This window comes from Psychrobacter sp. UBA6739 (assembly GCF_002453835.1).
GTDB lineage: Bacteria > Pseudomonadota > Gammaproteobacteria > Pseudomonadales > Moraxellaceae > Psychrobacter > Psychrobacter immobilis_A.
Genome location: NZ_DKHR01000015.1, coordinates 39,823 through 60,524 on the forward strand (window position 1 = coordinate 39,823; position 20,702 = coordinate 60,524).

Annotated in this window: 18 protein-coding genes and 1 pseudogene; 13 read left to right on the forward strand and 6 right to left on the reverse strand. The window is 42.0% G+C overall.

What is annotated here, in order from left to right; all coding sequences use genetic code 11:
• Positions 1-38: 38 nt before the first annotated feature.
• Complete coding sequence (locus B2575_RS03600; protein ID WP_238035046.1) at positions 39-668, forward strand: superoxide dismutase; 630 nt, start codon at positions 39-41, stop codon at positions 666-668.
• Positions 669-784: 116 nt separating this feature from the next.
• Here the strand turns inward: B2575_RS03600 and B2575_RS03605 are convergent, their stop codons facing one another.
• From B2575_RS03605 to B2575_RS03615, 3 genes are all read right to left on the reverse strand, one after another.
• Positions 785-1,948, reverse strand: a complete 1,164-nt coding sequence (locus tag B2575_RS03605) for a YaaC family protein (RefSeq protein ID WP_296240179.1) — start codon at positions 1,946-1,948, stop codon at positions 785-787.
• A 136-nt stretch (positions 1,949-2,084) separates the two neighbouring features.
• Positions 2,085-2,903: a DUF72 domain-containing protein gene (locus B2575_RS03610; protein WP_296240180.1), complete on the reverse strand. Its 819-nt coding sequence runs from the start codon at positions 2,901-2,903 to the stop codon at positions 2,085-2,087.
• A 41-nt stretch (positions 2,904-2,944) separates the two neighbouring features.
• Complete coding sequence (locus B2575_RS03615) at positions 2,945-4,048, reverse strand: polyprenyl synthetase family protein (RefSeq protein ID WP_296240182.1); 1,104 nt, start codon at positions 4,046-4,048, stop codon at positions 2,945-2,947.
• A gap of 788 nt (positions 4,049-4,836) precedes the next feature.
• Here B2575_RS03615 and fadB point away from each other — a divergent pair.
• The 7 genes and pseudogenes from fadB to B2575_RS03650 all read left to right on the forward strand — a co-directional run bounded on the left by fadB (position 4,837) and on the right by B2575_RS03650 (position 13,552).
• Positions 4,837-6,994 (forward strand): annotated as a pseudogene (gene fadB / locus B2575_RS03620) (fatty acid oxidation complex subunit alpha FadB).
• A gap of 258 nt (positions 6,995-7,252) precedes the next feature.
• The gene (fadA, locus tag B2575_RS03625) at positions 7,253-8,425 is read left to right on the forward strand and encodes an acetyl-CoA C-acyltransferase FadA (RefSeq protein ID WP_201560821.1); all 1,173 of its coding nucleotides are present in this window, start codon (positions 7,253-7,255) and stop codon (positions 8,423-8,425) included.
• 152 nt (positions 8,426-8,577) lie between these two features.
• A complete protein-coding gene (locus B2575_RS03630) occupies positions 8,578-9,507 on the forward strand; it encodes a hypothetical protein (RefSeq protein WP_296240186.1) in 930 nt (309 codons plus the stop codon).
• Between the two features lie 17 nt (positions 9,508-9,524).
• The gene (locus B2575_RS03635; RefSeq protein WP_296240188.1) at positions 9,525-11,243 is read left to right on the forward strand and encodes a rhomboid family intramembrane serine protease; all 1,719 of its coding nucleotides are present in this window, start codon (positions 9,525-9,527) and stop codon (positions 11,241-11,243) included.
• A gap of 202 nt (positions 11,244-11,445) precedes the next feature.
• A complete protein-coding gene (locus B2575_RS03640) occupies positions 11,446-12,021 on the forward strand; it encodes an isochorismatase family protein (protein ID WP_201554866.1) in 576 nt (191 codons plus the stop codon).
• Between the two features lie 180 nt (positions 12,022-12,201).
• Positions 12,202-12,831: an HD domain-containing protein gene (locus tag B2575_RS03645; protein WP_296240190.1), complete on the forward strand. Its 630-nt coding sequence runs from the start codon at positions 12,202-12,204 to the stop codon at positions 12,829-12,831.
• A gap of 115 nt (positions 12,832-12,946) precedes the next feature.
• Entirely contained in the window at positions 12,947-13,552 is a 606-nt protein-coding gene (locus B2575_RS03650) for a DUF1287 domain-containing protein (RefSeq protein WP_296240192.1), read from the forward strand.
• Between the two features lie 287 nt (positions 13,553-13,839).
• Here the strand turns inward: B2575_RS03650 and asd are convergent, their stop codons facing one another.
• Complete coding sequence (asd, locus tag B2575_RS03655) at positions 13,840-14,676, reverse strand: archaetidylserine decarboxylase (protein WP_238035055.1); 837 nt, start codon at positions 14,674-14,676, stop codon at positions 13,840-13,842.
• Between the two features lie 112 nt (positions 14,677-14,788).
• On the opposite strand from asd, the gene dtd reads away from it, so the two are divergent.
• The 3 genes from dtd (at position 14,789) to phoR (ending at position 17,289) form a co-directional block, all read left to right on the forward strand.
• Positions 14,789-15,244 (forward strand): D-aminoacyl-tRNA deacylase, encoded by a 456-nt coding sequence (gene dtd, locus B2575_RS03660; RefSeq protein ID WP_201554859.1) that lies wholly within the window; start codon positions 14,789-14,791, stop codon positions 15,242-15,244.
• 156 nt (positions 15,245-15,400) lie between these two features.
• Positions 15,401-16,105: a phosphate regulon transcriptional regulator PhoB gene (gene phoB, locus B2575_RS03665; protein ID WP_055125876.1), complete on the forward strand. Its 705-nt coding sequence runs from the start codon at positions 15,401-15,403 to the stop codon at positions 16,103-16,105.
• A gap of 80 nt (positions 16,106-16,185) precedes the next feature.
• Positions 16,186-17,289, forward strand: coding sequence for a phosphate regulon sensor histidine kinase PhoR (phoR, locus tag B2575_RS03670; RefSeq protein WP_055125877.1), 1,104 nt, complete (start codon positions 16,186-16,188; stop codon positions 17,287-17,289).
• On the opposite strand, the gene B2575_RS03675 is transcribed toward phoR, so the two are convergent.
• The gene (locus tag B2575_RS03675; RefSeq protein WP_296240197.1) at positions 17,286-17,888 is read right to left on the reverse strand and encodes a M23 family metallopeptidase; all 603 of its coding nucleotides are present in this window, start codon (positions 17,886-17,888) and stop codon (positions 17,286-17,288) included. The two genes, phoR and B2575_RS03675, sit on opposite strands and share 4 nt — an antisense overlap.
• A 195-nt stretch (positions 17,889-18,083) precedes the next feature.
• Between B2575_RS03675 and B2575_RS03680 the strand changes: the two genes are divergently transcribed.
• A complete protein-coding gene (locus tag B2575_RS03680; protein ID WP_296240198.1) occupies positions 18,084-18,770 on the forward strand; it encodes a putative quorum-sensing-regulated virulence factor in 687 nt (228 codons plus the stop codon).
• Between the two features lie 39 nt (positions 18,771-18,809).
• Here B2575_RS03680 and B2575_RS03685 read toward each other — a convergent pair whose 3' ends face one another.
• Positions 18,810-19,697: an alpha/beta fold hydrolase gene (locus tag B2575_RS03685; RefSeq protein ID WP_296240199.1), complete on the reverse strand. Its 888-nt coding sequence runs from the start codon at positions 19,695-19,697 to the stop codon at positions 18,810-18,812.
• Between the two features lie 298 nt (positions 19,698-19,995).
• Between B2575_RS03685 and B2575_RS03690 the strand changes: the two genes are divergently transcribed.
• Complete coding sequence (locus tag B2575_RS03690) at positions 19,996-20,673, forward strand: TIGR00730 family Rossman fold protein (protein ID WP_193011955.1); 678 nt, start codon at positions 19,996-19,998, stop codon at positions 20,671-20,673.
• Positions 20,674-20,702 lie beyond the last annotated feature (29 nt).

A 20,702-nucleotide genomic window follows, 5' to 3' on the forward strand; every position in this document is an offset into this window, starting at 1 on the left:
ATCAAATGACGGCTAAAAACAGCAAGGATAAAATAACTATGTCAAACATTACTTTACCAGAGCTACCATACGCAAAAGACGCACTAGAGCCACACATCAGTGCCGAGACGCTAGAATACCATCATGACAAGCATCACAATGCTTACGTGACTAAGCTCAACGAATTGCTACCAGGTTCTGGTCTAGAAGACAAAACATTGCCAGAAATCATCGTAGCGACTGCTAAAGATGACAGCAAGCAAGGTATGTTCAACCAAGCAGCCCAAGTATGGAACCACACGTTCTATTGGAACTGCATGACGCCAACCAATGGCGGCGGCGAACCTACTGGTGATCTAAAAGGCAAAATCGAAGAAGACTTCGGTAGCTACGACAAGTTCCGTGAAGAGTTCAAAAACGCAGCATTGACTCAGTTTGGTTCAGGTTGGGCGTGGCTAGTCGCTGATAAAGTCGGTGGCAAATTGTCTATCGCCAAAACAGCTAACGCTGATACGCCACTTGCACATGACCAAGTAGCGGTATTGACTTGTGACGTGTGGGAACATGCTTACTATATCGATTATCGCAACCGTCGTCCTGACTATGTTGATACGTTCCTAGACAAGCTAGTGAACTGGGATTACGCCAATGCGAAATATAAAGGTCAAGATGCTGGTGTTGAAGAGTAATCTCTAAACCAAGTATTTGATTAATAAAAAAGGACGCTGTGAAGCGTCCTTTTTTTTTGGTTTGATATTGTTGTTAGCAATTGCCAATATCTTTGGGCTAATAAATACATCGTTAATCAGGAGCGAAACCCTGTAATACGAAATTGGTTGCCAGTGATCTCAGAAGAAATCTGATCAATAAACTGTACGACAGACTTATTAATAAATTCATTTAGAAGCCATGAGGCATCCTTTTCGAGATGAGACTTTAGAATATCAGGTTCATATCTTGCAAGTTCACTTAGACGATGCATAGCTGAATATATTAGTACTAGTGGACTATGATTAATAACACCTGGAATAAGATCATTCCTTTTTAAATACCAAAGTTCATTAGCGCTGTATATGTATTGGAATTCTTTACGACGAGTTTTAATATAGTTGTCTAAACGAAGCTTATTTGCACTGTCAGGTACGTTTCTGACAACATCCCATTCAAATCTCTTTTTATGCCTAATAATGAATCCTTCACTATTATCCGTGATTTTTTCTCGTTCATACTTCAGATGAAATATACGAGATAATGTTGTTTTATTAGAATGTTCTGGTTCAAGCTCAAATTGTAACCAAGCCCGATTAATACTCTTATCTCTTACGAGCTGTGGATTTAGTATGGGTATAAATAGTTCTGCACTGTTTGAATAGGTGACATTGTAGGCACGATGAATAAAAGCAAGGTTATAAAAAATATCTTTAATCGAGTACTCTTCGTGTGGCTCTTGAACAGATATTGGGCGGACTGGCTCTTCTAAATAATTGCATAATCCAGAAAGTACACCTTTAGTTTTTAGTCTTACGAACTCATTTTTTATATTGTTATGCCCGTTACTACTCCTTCCTGCGACACCATGAGCAAAACTATAGGGAATTTTTTTAGTTTCTAGTAATGCTTTTGTTGCGTTTAGAAGGCAATAATAAATAGTCAATGGCTTAGAGTTATTATCGAGAGATTGTGTTGCCTGATAAAAATTCCTTGCCTGTTGCCAATACAGGATAGCATTTTTTTGCTTTTTTGAACCGTCACAGTTTTGCTTCAAATATATTTCTACAAACTCCCAAGTAGAGTCTGTTAATATGGTTTTAGACTGGATTTTAGGGTTTAATGTTGCATGATAAACAGTAACTGGCCATATGCCAACTTTTAGAGCCTCTCTTTTTCTAATAGGCTTTAAGGAGTCTTTAATCTCTTTAATTGTAGTTTTATTTTGAGTAACCCTTTTAGAAACATCTGAAATTTTCACAATTATCCTTTCTTTGGTAATCGTAGCGTAGGTGCTAACCTACGGCGTAAATAGTTAGTTTAAAAAATTATTTGTTTTGATTCATACTACCTATATACATTCTTTAAGTCAGGTTTGTATCTACTAGCTATTGAAGCTACAACACCTCAAACCCAAACTTACCCAACGCCTCACGCAGCATGGCAATGTTATAATAAGCGTGCGCATTAACGGTATTTTGAAAGAAAATATATAAAGTATCAAAATGCTGACGCTGATTGGCAATCGCTTGCGCCCAATCCTGCATTTCCACCTCGCTATAACGATAATCATGACGATCAGCCGCACTCATTGCATCCCACCAGTTGAGATTATTACCATGCATCCGTAGGTAACCAGTACGCTGAGTAAATATCAGCCGTGACGGTGGCAGACCGCTAACTTTTGGATAATCGACGCTACACCAAATCAGACCTTGCTGGGTAAAGCTATCGACCACTTGCGGTGTATGCCAACCGTTATGACGGAACTCGACGGCTAATGGATAATCCTTAAACCAACTCACGAGGTTAGCCAGATATAAGCGGTGCTCACGGGTACGATCAAAGCCATGTGGGAACTGTAATAATAGTGGCGCTAGAGCATTGGCTTCGATAAGCGGGGATAGGGCATTTAAAAACGCTTGCGCATGTTCAGCAGTGCCCTTACGCGCATGAGTAAAGTCTTGATGTAGCTTGACAGCAAATTTCAATTGGCTATTCGCTTCGGCATAGGCTTTATTGACCATACCTGTAAAGGCTTTCTGTCCGATAGGCGCGTAAAAGGTACTGTTAATCTCGACCGCGCCGTATTGTTTGGCGTACTCACGTAAGAAGTCCGTTTTCTTTGTGCCAGTTGGATACAGCGTACCGAGCAAATCGGTATCGCTATAACCGCCAGTGCCAAGGTAAATACGCAGGGTAGGGTTACTGTCCATGTTGACCACTCATTACCGTTCTTTGATGATTAAATTTTTGGCTATTTTTTACGTGCCCATAGCCATTCTATTAATGCCAGTAAAGCATCATTGTTTGCGTCATTGCCAAGCTCGCTACTGCTTGATTCATGACGACTCAGTTCACGAATGATGGCTGTGCGTCCATCATTAAATAGCGATTGCGCATAGCTGGTCGCGTCTTCGACACCCATCAATTTCACATAGGTAGATTTATCTAGTTTCTCATCGCTGCCTGCAGGTTTGCCAAGGGTATCAGTAGAGGTCGTGACGTCTAAAATATCGTCCTGAACCTGAAAGGCGAGACCAATGTGCTGAGCGCACTCTTGCAGTGCCATACGCTGCGGAGCGGTCGCACCAGCACAGATGCCGCCCATAAGCATAGCGGCTTCAATCAATGCGCCTGTTTTATCACGGTGGATAGCTTCTAGATCGCCTTGTGAAATACTAGCACTAGCCTCAGCATTCAGGTCAAGCATTTGACCAGAAACCATACGCCGTGCACGTGGTGCAAATATTGCGATAAGCTGGCTGACGATGGCTGAATCAAAGGGCGCAAAAGTGGGCAGCTCTGCGGTCAATACTTCAAAGGCGAGCGTCTGTAGCACGTCGCCAGCGAGTAGGGCGGTTGATTCTTCAAAGACGATATGCGCCGTTGGCTGACCACGGCGCAGCTCATCATCGTCCATACAGGGCAGATCATCATGCACCAACGAATAAGTATGCAGCAGCTCTACCGCCAATGCCGCACGGCGCGCCATATCATAATCGGAGTCGTTTTCTAATAGAGCTTCCAAACCATCAGCGTTAGCCATGCTGTTTTTATTGTCAGTGCTTTTATCTGTATTATCATTATCATTAGCATTGCTTTGATTGACACTATCAAAGGCACTGGCAACCAATAGTGGACGCACCAATTTACCTTGACCGGTCATCACATAACGACAGGCATCAAGCAGCGGGCTTGGCAGCTCAGCATAAGCAAACAGCACGTCGATATCTTGTGCAAGTTGCGCGCGCACGGCGCTATGAAATTGCTCGGTGTTGTTATTAAAACTAGTAAAAGATACAAGTCTTGAAGGCATAAGGCTTTCAGGTATAAAGCTTGGCGTAGAAGAAACAGTCATAACCCAACCATTTATCAGGTGAATAATAAAAATATCGCTAGTGTAGCATGATAGATTATATAGCTTATGGGCTGAGCATCATCAATGCCATATTTTTGGCAGCTTACTGTTAAAAATTCGATTAAGCACACCGAAATAATGCAACAAGCCCTCGTTACGTATTGGTGATTTAACTTAGTCAGTGGATATGTTTTGATAAAGAATCAAGTTAAGCGTGTGATGTCATGTGACGATAAGCATCTGTCATTATAATCTTTAAAAGACGAATTTTTAGTATACAATTTCAGTATACAAACCGTCACTTAAAGCACATTACTAGTCAGGTAAAGGGCTGCTGCTGATTTAAGAGTGACTTGTGAGTATGGTATTAGCTTGTGACAGTTAGGGGCATAATCCCCTACACTAATTGCCATAAAAATGATCTGATGATTCAGGGCTAGAGGTTTGCGTGCTTATTTCAGCGAAAAATTTGCTCAAATCTCAGTCCATATTTTTAATGTTAGTATGTTCAATATCAGTACTGGTCACAATATATATAAATGAAGCGCCGTATTCACTTGTGCTAACGCGGTAACATTAAGCATAAAAAATGAATATATAACCATGAGCGCTGGATAATAAAGACATCTTCACTGCTTACTCTATACTGACTTTATAACACAGTATATTGGCAGTGTTATTACTCGTTTTTCTAACAATAACTGGCTATGACCTTTAATTTTAAAACTTTTAATTTTAAAACTTTTAATTTTAAAACGTAGCTTTCGTTATATAGCAAGGAGTTCCAAATGATATACCAAGGAAATCGCATCACGGTGACAATGCTAGAGGATGGCATCGCCAACATGCAGTACAACGCCGAAAATGAGAGCGTGAACAAGTTTGATGCTGAGACCAATAAGCAATTTGGTGAAGCGGTTACTGCCTTAGAAAAAGCTGACGACGTCAAAGGTTTAATCGTGACCTCAGGCAAAGGCGTCTTTATCGCTGGTGCTGATATCACAGAATTCGTTGGCTCTTTTAAAAAGCCAGAAAGCGAGATTAAAGATTGGGTCGTAGGTATCAATGACGCCTTTAACCGCTTTGAAGACCTGCCTTTCCCGAAAGTAGCGGCCATCAATGGCGCGGCGCTTGGCGGTGGTTGTGAGATGACTTTGGTTTGTGAATATCGCGTCATGAGCGACAAAGCCATCATCGGTCTACCAGAAACCCAACTGGGTATCTTCCCAGGTTTTGGTGGTACGGTTCGTAGTACGCGTGTGATTGGTATCGATAATGCGCTTGAGCTGATTGCGACTGGTACACCAAAGAAACCACTTGATGCCCTAAAACTGGGCTTGGTTGATGCGACCGTTGCTGCTGATGACTTGCAAGATGCTGCCATTGATTTGGTCAAAAAATGTATCTCAGGTGAGCTTGATTGGAAAGCGAAGCGTGAAGAGAAACTCGTTCCTGTTAAGCTAAATCAGCTTGAGCAAGCGATGGCATTTAACAGCGCAAAAGGTATGATCTTTGCTAAAGCCAATCCTAAACAATATCCTGCACCAGCACTTGCTATCGCTGCGATGGAAAAACACGTTAACTTACCACGTGATAAAGCGATTGAAGTAGAAGCGGCTGGTTTTGCAAAAGCGGCGAAAACCCCACAAGCAGAAAGCTTGGTTGGTTTATTCTTAAGCGATCAGTTGGTTAAAAAATTAGCCAAGCAGCACAGCAAAAAAGCGCATGAAATCAATGAAGCCGCTGTACTAGGCGCTGGTATCATGGGCGGCGGTATCGCTTATCAAGCAGCCAGCAAAGGCTTGCCAATCATCATGAAAGATATCAAGTCTGAGCAATTAGATCTTGGTATGGGCGAAGCCAGCAAATTACTGGGCAAAATGGTCGATCGCGGCAAAATGACCCCAGCAAAAATGGGTGAAACCTTAAGCCGTATCCGTCCTACTTTGAATTACGGCGATTTTGCTGAAACTGATATCGTCATCGAAGCAGTGGTAGAAAATCCAAACGTGAAGCGTGCGGTTCTTAAAGAAGTTGAAGGCTTAGTAAAAGACGATTGTATCCTAGCGTCAAACACCTCGACCATCTCTATTACTTTCTTGGCTGAAGCACTTGAGCGTCCAGAAAACTTCGTNNATGCATTTCTTTAACCCAGTACACCGTATGCCATTGGTTGAAGTTATCCGCGGTGAGAAATCCTCTGAAGAAGCGATTGCGACTACCGTTGCGCTAGCGTCTAAAATGGGCAAAGTACCTGTTGTGGTTAATGACTGCCCAGGTTTCTTAGTCAACCGTGTCTTGTTCCCATACTTTGGTGCATTTGATTTGCTCCTCAAGCAAGGTGCAGATTTTGCTCATGTCGATAAAGTCATGGAAAAATTCGGCTGGCCGATGGGTCCTGCTTATCTAATCGACGTTGTTGGTTTGGATACGGGCGTACATGGCGCTGAAGTCATGGCAGAAGGTTTCCCTGACCGCATGAAGCCTGATTATAAAGGCGCGATTGAGCTTTTATATGAAAACAAACGCTTAGGTCAGAAAAACGGCGTTGGTTTCTACAAGTATGAAATGGACAAACGTGGCAAGCCAAAGAAAGTTGCTGATGAAGCCACTTATGAGCTGTTAAAAACCACGACTGATAGCGACAAGCAAACCTTTGATGATCAAGCAATTATCGACCGCACTATGCTAGCGTTCTGTAATGAAACTGTACGCTGCCTAGAAGACAATATCGTCAGCACGCCATCAGAAGCAGATATGGCGATGATTATGGGTGTTGGTTTCCCGCCATTCCGCGGTGGTCCTTGCCGTTATATCGACCAAATGGGTCTAGATAACTACTTGGCACTGTGTGAAAAATACGCATACCTTGGCAAAGCTTATGAAGCGCCGCAAAAAATTCGCGACATGGCAGCAGCGGGCGAGACCTTTTACGCAACTGCGTAATAGGCAGTCATTACTAGGATGAAGTGCCGTACGTGTGCTGTTTGAGGGTGAGAGCTATTAATCTATTTATATTTAATGGCACTATTTTTTAATAACAAATCTTTAATAGCACACGTACGATTATAGTTAGTTTCATTTAGGGCTAGTACAAAGACATCAAGCGTAGAGGTACGTATTGTACTTCAAGCGAGATTGACGAGGTAATAGCACTAAAGCAGACTGACTACACTGACAATAAAAATTGAAAAGGAAGATAGTATGACAATTTTAAGTCCAAAAGACGTGGTCATCGTAGATGGCGTACGCTCAGCGATGGGTAAAACCAAAAACGGTATGTTCCGCCATGTCCGCGCTGATAGCATGTCTGCCGAATTGGTACGTGCATTGGTTGAGCGTAACGACTTTGACACACGTGACGTCGAAGACATTATCTGGGGTTGTGTCAATCAGACACTAGAGCAAGGTTTAAACATCGGTCGTAACATCGGCTTGCTTGCTGGTATTCCAAAGACTGCTGGCGGTCAAACCGTTAACCGTCTATGTGGTTCATCTATGCAGGCGCTACATACTGCTGCGGCTCAGATCATGACCGGTCAAGGTGATGTATTCATCATCGGTGGTGTTGAGCATATGGGTCACGTCGGCATGATGCATGGCGTTGATCTGAACCCTGAAGCGTCAAAGCACTATGCAAAAGCCTCAAACATGATGGGCTTAACTGCTGAAATGCTAGGTCGTATGAATAACATCACCCGTGAAGAGCAAGATGCCTTTGGTCTTGAGTCGCATCGCCGTGCATGGGCTGCGACTACTGAAGGTCGTTTTGACAATGAAATCATCGGTATCGAAGGTCATGACGAAGCGGGTCGCCTGCAACTATGTACTGTCGATGAAGTGATTCGTCCTGATGCCACGATGGAGCAAATGCAAAAGCTACGTCCAGCCTTTGATCCAGTAGGCGGTACAGTAACTGCTGCGACCTCATCTGCATTATCTGATGGTGCATCAGCGATGCTAGTCATGAGCGCGCAAAAAGCCAAAGAGCTAGGTCTTAAACCTCGCGCTCGTATTCGTAGCATGGCAGTCGCTGGTTGTGATGCGGCTATCATGGGTTACGGTCCAGTACCTGCGACGCAAAAAGCGCTTAAACGTGCTGGCATGAGCATCGATGATATGCAAACAATCGAGCTAAACGAAGCTTTTGCAGCGCAGGGCTTATCAGTACTAAAAGCCTTAAACTTGACGGACAAGCAAGACATCGTCAACATTAATGGTGGCGCGATTGCATTAGGTCATCCACTAGGGTGTTCAGGTGCTCGTATCACGGTTACTTTGCTAAACGCCATGGAGCAGTCAGATACTGAAATTGGTCTAGCGACTATGTGTATCGGTCTTGGCCAAGGTATCGCGACTATTATTGAGCGTGTGTAATTTTTATCTAATCTCCAAATAGCAGTAAATATTAATAAAGCTGATATTTGTCGATTAAATTTGTACTAATGTCTTGTAAAATGAGCGTCTCTCACTTAATGTTGGAGGCGCTTTTTTTGGTTTAAGTCATAGTAATGAAAGGTAGAGTATAAATGGCACATCATAAATCGTCAGATAAGAGGCGCTTAGATTTAGAGGTGTTTAAGTTAAAAATGCGCTATATCTTTCTTCCTTTTTTAGGTTTTAGTATTGGCGCCATTTTATTCTACAACATCATAAGATGGATGTTGGACATCTGTCTAGGGATATGGCCTCTAAAAGATACGGTCTGGAACTTAATTATCCCAATAATTATCAGTGTTATTTTAGTGCTTGTCATAATGCGATCAAGGATTAGACTGCTACGATTTGAATTATTTGATGATAATAGCGCTAATGTATTTTACTTGGTGATGATACTTGCTTTATTTCCGCCTATATCAATCAGTCAAGCTTACTTATATGAAGCAGCATATGACATTATTGATATAAGTAATATAAGTGATATTAAATTATATCCAAAACAAAAATACTTCCAATTTGATAATAAAGGTATTGAGAAACAAGGGGTTGTTTCTTACTTCAATACTAGGGAGATGGGGAAATCTAGACAAGAGTTAAAAATATACTTATATTTTGCCACTCCTTTTTATGGAGATAAAGATATCTGGTGGGGACAGGCTTTTACTAAGGTTATTGATAATGATCTTGAAGAAAAAGAGAAAGTTCAACAAATAGAAAATTTTAAAAGGATTTCTAGACAACAATATGCAAATGAAGAGATATCTACTGCTGATTATTTTGAAAAATTGCAAAACTCAGATACTAAGTATGGTTATTTAGAAGCGATTAGATTGTCAGGTCAGCAACATATTAATGACCCAATAATACTTGTATCTCAGTTGAGCACACTTAACGAAAAAGCAGATAAAGAGTTAGCAAAATTCTTTAGATTTTTTATCATTGGCATGTTTATTTGCTTACTATTAGTCTTAAAAGCAACGATTGATAAAAAAGCATTTCAACAGTTTAAGTTACGCTAGATTTGTGGTGATAGGGCATGGATAATAATAAGCAAAGCCAGTATAGGTATAAGAATAAAAATAGAAGCAGAAACAAAAAAAGAGTAAGCAAAAGTGCTAAACAGAAGCGAATACAAAGCCTAAGCGCTAAAGAATCGATCATAATAAAACTAAAGCAAATATTCTTGCCATATTTAGGTCTTAGTATCCTGACCATTCTGCTTTTTGGGGCTTTACGTTGGTTGCTAGATATTTATCTAGATATTCTACCTTTAAAGGAAGGCTATTGGGATTTTGGTATTCCTTTTCTGTTATCTGTTTTAGTCGTTAGTATTTGGATGTGGCCGAGGTATGAGCTTTTAACCTTAAAATGGGTTAAGCGCAGTAGTTCAGGCTACTTTTTTATAACGATGGTTCTAGCATTAGTGATACCGCTCGTTCTCAGCCAAAACTATTTATCCAAAGCGGCTTACGAGGTCATTGAAGTAAATAGCTTGAATGATATTCGTCATTATCCAAAGCAAAAGTATTTCAGAGTAAATGATTTTGAGCCACTCAAATTAGAGAGCGTTTCTTATATAGAAACACAAGTAGTCAGTGGACGATATTTTGACTCAACATTGCATATTGATTATTACATTGCGACGCCATTTATAGCCGCTGATAATATTTGGCTAGGTTCTAGCTACCACACGAAATACGATAATCGCGCAGACCAAAGTATTAAAGACAGTCAATACTCAGCGTTTATTAACGACTCGCACCATAAGTACGCAGCCAACGACCTCTCTACTATCAGCTACTTTAAGAAACTTAAATCATCAAATAGCAGAAATGCTTACTTACACACGATTTCTACGGCTAATAGGCAATCTAATTTGCCACCCTTGATATTGAAGCCAGAAACAGGATTACTTGCTGATAGCTTAGATCGTGATTTTGTTTGGGGATTTGGTTCGTTTTTTATTGGTATGGTGCTGTGCTTGTTGCTCGTTCTCGCAGCAGAGTTTGATAGTCAAGAAAAGAAAAGTACGCAAAAACATATACAAAAGCGAAAACATATACAAAAACAAAAGCCCGTAAAAAAACGAGCACCAGTAAGTGATGTATCAAAGAGCCTAGTAGTTTGGTTTAAAAATAATAAAGAACGACCTGCAACGTTGGTGTTAATACTGACCTGTATAGGTACATTTATACTAACCGTATTCATGGGTATGGATATCATTGACCCTTTATCTAGACAGGTAAATAGTGTAGGTGGGTTGACGATGGACGCGCTGCAAGCTGGTCAATATTGGCGGGTGGTCACAGCACTTTTTGTACATGCAGGAATTATGCATTTAGTAATGAGTCTGGGGATGCTGTTTGCGACAGGTTATATTTTGGAAAAAGTATTGGGTCCTATACGTTTTGCGATTGCGTTTTTTATATGTGGTATTTTCGCTAATGTTTTAGGGGTACTATATTTTGATATGGATATGGCAGGTGTTTGGGGTGCTACATTTGGCTTGTTTGGTATCGCGATACCGTTGGTAGCCTTTAAGATTTTTAATAAAAAATATCGAGAGCTATTCGGTGGTACTATCGCTGCGATATTAATCATTACTTTAACCAGCATGTTCTTTGCATTTATAAACACGCTCATTTATATGGTGTATTATCTTTTAACCTTGTGTTTTGGTATTGTTTTCGGTGTGGTCATAGTCATGACTCAAAAACAGTCTTTATTACGTAATGCTAGGCGTCATAATATATAGTTATTGGCTATTCATAATCAAAAACCTACGCTAAGCAGTATGAATCAAACGTGATGAATTGTTATTAATCATTATTAGAGACTATCTCCATTGACGCCCTCAGCAAACTATGACTAAATAAGAGTAAGGCTAATAAAGACAATATCAATGATAAAACTAACATAGCCTTTAACAATAAAGTCAGCCGTACAAGGAGTGTGCCATGTCTACTATGATTACCGATCGTACCTATCGAATCGCTCGCGAAAATACCCAAGCGATGATAATCGATGTTCAAGAACGCTTAACACCGCATATTTATGACCATGAAAACATCGTCAAAAAAACAGTGACGCTTATTAAAGGTCTACAAGCACTGAATATCCCTATCATGCTCAATGAACAGTATAAAAAAGGGCTCGGCGATACGCTACCTGAAATACGCGAGGTATTAGAAGGCGATAACGCCAAAAGCTTTGAAAAGGTCACTTTTAGCGCTTGTGATAATGATGATTCGTGGCATTATTTAGCGCAGCAAAATCGAAGTATTGTTTTGCTATTTGGCGTAGAGACACATGTCTGTGTACTACAAACAGCGCTTGATTTGCTAGATAATGGTATGCAGCCGGTTATTATTGGTGATGCGGTCGGTTCGCGTTTTCCGTATGATAAAAAGCAAGCAATTCGCCGTATTCGCCGTGCTGGTGGCGTGATTACCACAGTTGAAACCATTCTGTTTGAGTTATGCCGCAGTAGTAAAGACCCTGCTTTTAAAACCATCAGTAACTTGATTAAATAGTTCTTTTGTTCAAAATAGAACCGATAGCGCTTACTCACATAAGCGCTATTTTTTATAGTGGTGTTAATCAGCTATAGGTTGGCATGCTCTTTTATAGCGCTCATAAAATGTATAATAATTGCTTATGCGTAAAGGTAAAATGAAGCGCTATATATTCGTAGAAAAATTAAGAGAAAATTTATGCTATCAACCAAACCCCTTTTATTAACCAACCCAACGCTTGCCTCAAACATTGATATAGATCATGTCACTCATTTCTTATTAGAGCTTGATGCGCTTAAACGTATCAATCGTCGTAGTTATGTGACGCATACCATACGCAAAGAAAACTCTGCCGAACATTCATGGCATTTAGCCATGGCGTGCTGGTCTATCGCTGAACAGTTTGAGCTAGATGTCAATCATGAAAAACTACTCAAGATGGCATTGGTACATGACTTGGGTGAGATTGACGCTGGCGATACATTTTTATTCGCAAACAGTCGTAGCGAGGCGCACATTGAAGAACGTGCAGGCATTGCTCGATTGCAAGCTGAGCGTGGCAATGGCATCATGGATTTAAATGAGATTTGGGAAGAGCAGGAGACGGGTAGTAGTAAAGAAACCCAGCTGATCAGAGTGGTTGATCGCTTATTGCCTTTTTTATTGAATTTAAATACCAATGGAAAAACGTGGATTGATGCTAACGTCACGTGCTCGCAAGTGGCTGCGGCACTTGCTTTTATCAAAGACAGCTTTCCTCCCATTCATGATTGGCTATCAAAAAATATCGACTATGCGACCCAGCAAGGATGGTTGATTGATGCTTAAGTAAAGCCATCATTTTGCCGTTTACATGTTTGCAAACATTCATCTTTTTCAACTAGTAAAGCATTTATAGTTAGCTCAATGAGCGATTAAGAACATTATATAGAGAGATTATTAAATGAGAATTACTGGTACTTATAAGGTTTTTGCTAAATCGCTCGTCTTTGTTAGCCTATTAACTTTGGCGCAACTAACGCAGGCTGCCGCACCTATTAGTAATGGTGATAAACTGGCGCACGATGCCAAAAAACAGATCGGCATTACCACCAGCTATGATCCTGCTTACCGCAAGTTGGATTTTCCGCGTGGCGATGTACCGATAGAAACTGGCGTCTGTACCGATGTTATCGTCCGTGCTTATCGCTTGCAAAATATAGATCTACAGCAATTAGTCAACCATGATATGAAGTCAAATTGGTCGGCTTATCCAAAGAGTTGGGGGCTCAAATCAACCGATAAGAATATCGACCATCGCCGAGTGCCCAATCTTGAAGTGTTTTTTGCGCGTCACGCAAAGACATTATCGACGACTGATAAAGCCAGTTTTCAAGCAGGCGATGTGGTGACGTGGCGACTACCGAATGGTAATTTGCCGCACACGGGCATCGTCTCCGATAAAGTCGCTGCGGATGGTACACCGCTGATTATTCACAATATCGGACGCGGTACGCAAGAAGAAAACATCTTGTTTGCTTATCCTATTCTCAAGCACTTTCGTTATTAACTACTTTCATTATTAACTAGGGTGTGTCATCAATTAGATTGTGAGGCTTAAAATGAGAAAAATTGTAGATAAACAAGGAAGAAATTGCCGTTAACATGAACATATTGACAAAATTTCTGACGATATTTAGCAAAATTTAGCCATTTTAAGACCACTAAATGTATTCATGTGCTAATTGATGACACGCCCTAATATGTTGCGATGAGATAATTATCCACAATAAAAAGCTCAGTTCAACATAGATTAGGATGCTGAACTGAGCTTTTTTGAGTCGTTAAATCGCTTGCCTATGGAGTGTTAGCGACACCCAATAGCTGTCCCATTTTTACCACACTATCGGCTTTCATACTGTCTTGCCAATCTGCTTTTGCGCCTTTTGGTAGAATGACAATTGCGGTTGAGCCTAAATAAAAACGCCCCAGCTCATCGCCTTTTTCAAAGCTCATATTGTGCTCAGCTTCTTGAATATCATCAGTGCGGGAAATTTTACCAGTTGCCACCGTTTCGATACCAGCGACAATCATCGCCCCAACCATCACCACCGCTGCTTTACCATATACTGTATCAAACAGACAAACCAAGCGTTCATTACGCGCAAATAAGTCTGGCACGTTCGCCGCCGTAGTATTGTTGACCGAAAACAGCGTACCCGGTACATAACGGGTTTTGGTCAGAGTGCCGGCGAAGGGCATATGTACACGGTGATAGTTACTGGGCGCAAGATAAACCGTTGCAAAACTGCCATCCGCAAAATAGCGCCCATCTTCACTGTCAGCAAGAAGTTGACCAACGTCATAATAGCGACCTTTTGCTTGGAGCAATTTATGGTCGTCAATTTGACCCAACTGCGAGATAATACCATCGGCAGGACTGACGATACCATGAGGCGTCATGTCGATAGGGCGCGCGTCTTCTTTTAGCTCACGAGTAAAAAAGTCATTGAAGCTCTCATAGGCGTTGAGACTTTGGCGCTCATACTCGTCCAAGCTGACGTTGTAGGCTTTAGCAAAGCTACGGATAAACGTGCGTTTAACATAAGGATGGCGGCTAGCGGCTAGACGCCCAGCAACTTTACTCAGTTGCTGCTGCGGGACAAGCTGTTGTAAAGTAGTGAATACATTCATAATGAGGCTACCAAAATAGGGTGTGATGTAATAATTAATAAGCAAGAGAGTGGCCGTATTTTATCATGGACGGCGTATTATTGTATGGGCATAATTGGTAAGGAATCCGTAAATGAAAGCACTTATACAGCGCGTACGCCATGCTAGTGTCACCGTCGACGCGCAGTGTGTTGGTACGATTGAGCAAGGCATATTGGCTTATATTGGTTTAGGGCCTGATGACGACCTAACAAGCGCCCAGCGCATGGTGGATAAAATCCTCACCTATCGTATTTTTGATAATGATGATGATCCTGCCAAGTACGGCAAACTGGATAAAAACGTCCAGCAAGTTGGTGGCGGACTGTTATTGGTATCACAGTTTACGCTAATGGCAAAAACAGACAAGGGTCGTCGCCCTGACTTTGGTGGTGCGATGGCACCTGATGCGGCGCAAGCGTTGTTTGCGCAATTGGTCGCCTATGCCAACACGCAACATCCAAACGTGGCAACTGGTCAGTTTGGCGCTAATATGCAAGTGTCGAGCGTCAATGACGGGCCATTGAATTTCTTGTTAGAAGTGAATTGAGTAAACTAAGCATTAGCCGTCACGAGACCTATGAACCACTTAAAAGTTGAATGTCATTAAACTGTCATAATTACCCCGTCTAATAGGGAGCAGCAGGCGAGCATTTATCGCCTTTTTTGTCAGCTAAATGTTGTCCTCTAACACTGAGAATGCCGTATGTATAATGAGCAAATTTTGATTGTTGAAGATGAACCTGCGATTCGTGAAATGATCGTCATGACGCTAGAGATGGCGGGATTTGATAGTTTACAGGCAGCGGATGTATCTGAGGCGCACCAACAAGTAGTCGATCACCGCCCTGCGCTGATTTTGCTAGATTGGATGCTGCCCGGAGATAAAAGTGGCATTGATTTTTGTCGATTGCTCAAAAACGATGAGCTACTCGCTGAGATACCAGTCATTATGTTGACGGCTAAAAGTGAAGAGGACAGCAAAGTGCATGGCCTTGATGCTGGTGCTGATGATTATATGACCAAGCCTTTTTCGACACGAGAGTTAATATCCAGAATCAAAGCAGTATTGCGTCGTAGTAACGCGCTCAGTAGTGATAAACCTATCGAAATCGGCAATTTGAGCCTTGATCCCAAAAGTCAGCGAGTGACAGCGGCTGGTAAAGTGGTTGATGTTGGTCCTACGGAATATCGATTATTGGCATTTTTTATGAGTCATCCAGAGCGTGCCTATACGCGGACGCAGCTGCTAGACCAAGTATGGGGCGGTAATGTATATATCGAAGATAGAACCATTGATGTGCATATCAAACGTTTGCGGACATTACTACGACCACATCAATGTGATACGTTGATACAGACAGTACGCGGGACAGGCTATCGATTTTCTAGCTTTATTGAACCAATTTAACGGACGGTTTTTATTCGCTATAAAAGCAGTATGTCAATCGTAGCACAGTGAAAAACGGCGAATAGTGATAAGGATGATGGATGAACACCCTAATATCGGCTCAAGGCGACCAACAAAATAAATCACTGCTAGCAACTCAGCAGAATACAACGGATCAACTCAAAAAAATTAGAAGCGCACTACGCGCATTACGAGATGCGGTGGTTTTGCTCAATGACGATGATGGGCTCGAATGGTGGAATCAGGCCGCCGAAGATTTAATGTTGTTACAATTATCAGATAAAGGTAAGTGCATTTTTGACTTTATCAGTGCGCCTGAATTTCGTCAGTATTATCAGGCGACGACCAACCCTAACGATGGCGCTCAGGATGGTGTGCACATTGTCTCGTGGCGCGCGCCCAAGCGTTATCTAAAGTGTGAGCTCACGCCTTTTGGCGATGAGAAGCTGCTCATCATTTATGATGTGACGCGCTTGCATCATTTGGAGGAGATGCGCCGCGATTTTGTGGCGAATGTCTCGCATGAGTTACGCACACCGTTGACCGTCATGATGGGCTATCTAGAAAATTTTTCGGATCAGCCAGATATGCCGCCGCATTGGAAGCGCGGGTTTGAGCTGATGAGCCAACAGACTGCGCGTATGAATAGAATTGTAAATGACTTATTGCTGTTATCTCGTATCGAAATCGAAGAAACCCATGAGCTCAGTTATATTGATATGACCAAGCTGCTGACCCATGTTTATGATGATGCGCAAGCGTACAATCAAGAATATGGGCATACCATTCACTTGCAGATTGACACTTATGACGGACTGTATGGCTCAGAGATGTATCTAAATAGCGCGCTTTCTAATCTGGTGATTAATGCCATCAAATACACGCCCAAGGGCGGTAATATCGCCATTAGCTGGACAAAAACGTCAGAAGGTTGCCGATTTGCCGTCGAAGACAACGGCATTGGTATTGCACCTGAGCATATCGCACGGTTGACGGAGCGTTTTTATCGTATTGATAAAGGTCGTAGTCGGGCGACTGGCGGCACAGGGCTAGGTTTGGCAATTGTTAAGCACGTTTTATATCAGCATGAGGCTAATTTACAAATTGAATCAGTAGAAGGGGTAGGCTCGACGTTCAGTATGGTATTTCCAGCTGCCCACATTAGATCAGCTGCGATACCCTAATCTTTTTGTAAAAGTGGGTAAGGGTTCACTGCACTACCATTGATATAAATACCGTAATGCACATGTGGCGGCGTACCTTTTGCATTGCCACTGTCGCCGACGTAGCCGATGATATCGCCGGCATTAACCCAGTCGTTTGGACTAATATCTGCATAATCTTCTAAATGCGCATAATAATGCCCTGCGCCGCCTGGTCCAACCACGACCACCACACGACCGCCTAACGTATTTTCACCAACTTTGCTGACGATGCCTTGTGTCGTGGCTCGTATTGGTGTGCCTCGTGCGGCAAAGATATCGATACCTTCATGACTGCGACCTTGACTGCGTGCAGCGCCCCATGTATCTGTTAGATGTTGTTCTGGAAGTGGACTGGGTAAGCTGTTTTCCGTCGGTAGTTCTTGCTGTAACAAACTGAGCTGTTGCCATTTTGCTATCACAAATGACTGAGTTTGTTGGCTGATACCGGGTAAGAGCCTATCAAATACAAATAATAGCATCAACAATATAGCCGCTTTAATGAGCACACTGAGTACACGGCTTAAAAAAGTTAGCCTTTTCTTTGGCTTTGATTGCGGGTTACTGCTATCTGCTGGCATCTATCTCTCTTTAGTTTTTTAAATTAGTTTTCCTTATTATTATATAAGTGAAGTCGTCTATTCTTTGTATGCCATTGTTATCTCTAGTTTTTATCCCCATAAATATAACGTTTCTTTTAAGGTTTACGTATTTTTAAAACGTTACATAAAATACTAATGTTGCTATCTATTATTGTTATCCATGGCTGAACTTTTATGACTGATACTGCGCTGATTATCGATACCGAAACCGATCAAGGTCGTGATCCGCGTCCGATTCAAGTGGCGACTATTAATGCGATGACGGGTTTTGAGTGGATGAAGTATTTTAATAGTGGTCGTTCGATATCACCAGTTGTCATTAGAGTTCATGGCATTACTGATGATGATGTCGCTGGTCTTGAGCGCTTTGATTTAGAGGCGTTTGAGTTGCCGCAGTATTTGATTGGTCATAATGTCCGCTTTGATTGGCGGGTTATTGGCAGTCCGTCTACTAAGTTGATATGTACGGTGCGGCTGGCGCGCGTGGCCTTTCCAGAGTGGAGTGCCTATGGTCAGTCCAAATGTATCGAGCAATTATTAGGCAAAGAGGAAGCAAGTAGGATGACGATTGCCGCTCATGATGCGCTGGGTGATGCGCGTATGTGTTATCTGCTTTATCAGGCGTGTTGTGAGCGCCTAGCCATTGCACCGACGGATTTTGCTGCTGTCCATGCTATCGCTAATAAAGCCAATCCAGTGAGCAAAATGCCCTTTGGCAAACATAAGGGCACGCTGATTAAAGACGTGCCCATCAGCTACGTAAAATGGATGCTGGGTAATATCCATAATATGCAGCCGTCGCTTTATTCTGCCTTAACCAAGCGTGTCCAAGCAGAACAGGCAGCAAAAAATACGCCCTAAATAGAATTGCACTTGAATAGGTTAACTAAACAGAACTTATTACTGCTTAGCTAGCCAATCAACCGCCATTTGCCAAAGCTGTGGGGCTTTAGCATTGGTTCTGCTACTAAAATAGCGCATATGACCGATGCTGTTTAGACCAAAGTTTTTGGGATCTAAAAACTGTTTTTCGACTGGCATTTTAGTAAAAACACGAATCATATCATCCATATTTTTGCTATTGGCAATATCATCATCACTAAACCCCAGCCATAATGATGGCATAGTAATGTCATCATAAAAGTGCGTTTGTATACTTTTGCCAAAGGCTGTTTTGATATAGCCAGCGCCATTACACCATTCGCGCCACTGCCGAGACACGCCCCGTGGTAGCGGTTCGCCCATACCAATTTTATCTGACGGCGTGTACCCTAACGTCAAGTTGGCAAGTGGAATAAAGGCATCCATAAAACCCATCGCTTTGAGTTTATAGGGCATGCTCATATTTTTAATACGACCTGATGAGCAGGCGACATTGAACACTGAAGCGAGCGCACTATAATTTGGCATCAAACCAATCAGCTGACCGCCTGCACTATGACCAATTAAATGATAAGTGGCGTCGGCAAATTCATCTTGCAACGCATCAAGGACGGCTGGCATATCATGGCGACCCCAGCTAATCAGCGATGCATCGCATTTAGCCAATGCAGACGACAGCGATTCACCGATGCCTTCATTGTCAAAGGTTAGTACACCAAAGCCATTTTCTGCTAAGTGAGTGGCAAAATTGTGATAAAACTGGCGTTTGATACCCGTTGCTGGCGCGATCATAACCGCTATTTGCACCTCGTTTTTAGGACGATAGACAGTCGCTGCCAATGCCTGATTGCGCTCAGTCATGATACTCAGTGAATAAATATCCGTCTGATACTGTTTATTTTCCATGCTTTAACCTTCATATTGTTATGGTTCTATGCGGTGTGGAGTGGCTATTTATTTGCAATTATTTATCAATAATCTGCTCTCAAAATGTAGTCATTACGTAGTGATAAACCGCTTAAATTAGCTGATAACCACCTGATAGCCACCTGATAGCATCGCTTATGTTAAGATAAATGCTGGCAAGCAAGGCGTTCAATTGTGACTTTCAAGTTCTATGCTATTTATCTTGGGTGATACTATCCATTAGGGTTTTAACGAGTATTTAACAAAAAACAATCGATATAAAAATTAAGGAAGCTATATGCAAATGAAAATTAACAATGACACTTATGAAGTCATTACCAGTCAAGACATTACCAATATTGAAAAAGCAGTGGATAAATCAACGTTAACGATGCCGTTGGTAGCGGTTTATTGTGGTTCGCGTTTGGGCAATAATGAAGTCTACGAGCAGGCAGCCCGCGAGTTGGGTAGTGCGCTTGCCGACAATGGCATGGGTTTGGTCTACGGCGGCGCGAGCATCGGGCTGATGGGTGCCGTTGCAGATGAGGTGATTCAAGGCGGTGCGCAAGCGGTCGGTGTGATTCCAACCTTTATGCTCAAGCACGAAATTGCTCATGAGCAGCTGACTCGTCTGCATTTAACCGATACCATGCACACCCGTAAAACCGTGATGGCAGAGTACGCAGATGCCTTTATTACCTTGCCGGGTGGGCTTGGAACATTGGAAGAAATTATGGAAATCGCCACGTGGCGTCAGCTATATCAACATGAAAAACCGATGATTATTCTGAATATCAATGGTTTCTATGATCGTATGATCGAGCACTTAAAATATACGGCTGACCAAGGTTTTATGAAGCAAGAAGATTTGGAACGTTTGGTGGTATGTAACACGATTAACGAAGCCATTGACCTATTAAAAACAGTCGTAAAAATAGACGATGCAGTCGATACCGAAAAAATGGCTGGTAGTTAAGAGCACATATTTTTATTTATAAATGCTTT